The sequence below is a fragment of the Nocardia aurea genome (assembly GCF_003123685.1).
Classification (GTDB): Bacteria; Actinomycetota; Actinomycetes; order Mycobacteriales; family Mycobacteriaceae; genus Nocardia; species Nocardia aurea.
The window spans coordinates 1-552 of record NZ_QCYJ01000034.1 but is presented as its reverse complement, the minus strand read 5'-3'; the positions used below and the strand labels follow the sequence as shown (position 1 = coordinate 552).

Sequence of the window (552 nt, the reverse complement as noted above, 5' to 3'; positions counted from 1 at the left end):
ACGGTGGCTGGGCGAGCCGGGCGGCGCCGGCGACGAGCCGGTGCCCACGGTGCACGGAGTCGACGACACGTGGCTCGTCATCGACTACATCCCCTCGGGGTCGCCGAGTGTGGAGGCCGCCGAGGCCTTCGGACGAGGCCTGGCGGCGCTGCACGCCCGGTCGGCGCCCGCGTTCGGGTCCGCGCCGCCGGGTGGCCCCGCCAACGCCTGGATCGGGCTCGCGCGCATGCGCAACGAGCCGCACGACGACTGGCCGACGTTCTACGCACGCCACCGGGTGGAGCCCTACGTGCGCGAGGGCGTCGATTCGGGTCTGTTCTCGTCCCGCGAGGCGGCGGTGTTCGAGGAGGTGTGCACGCGCCTGCCCGAGCTCGCGGGCGCTTCCGAACCTCCCTCCCGGTTGCACGGCGACGCCTGGAGCGGCAATGTGCACTGGGGCGCGGACGGGAACGTATGGCTGATCGACCCCGCCGCGCACGGTGGGCACCGGGAGACCGACCTGGCCATGCTGCGGCTGTTCGGCACGCCACTGCTCGATCACGTGCTCGGCGC

1 protein-coding gene is annotated in these 552 nt (G+C 73.9%); it reads left to right on the top strand.

Annotation, left to right across the window (positions count from 1 at the left end; all coding sequences use genetic code 11):
• On the top strand, positions 1–552 hold a 552-nt coding region (locus DAT37_RS12190), incomplete at both ends, for a fructosamine kinase family protein (protein ID WP_157978448.1).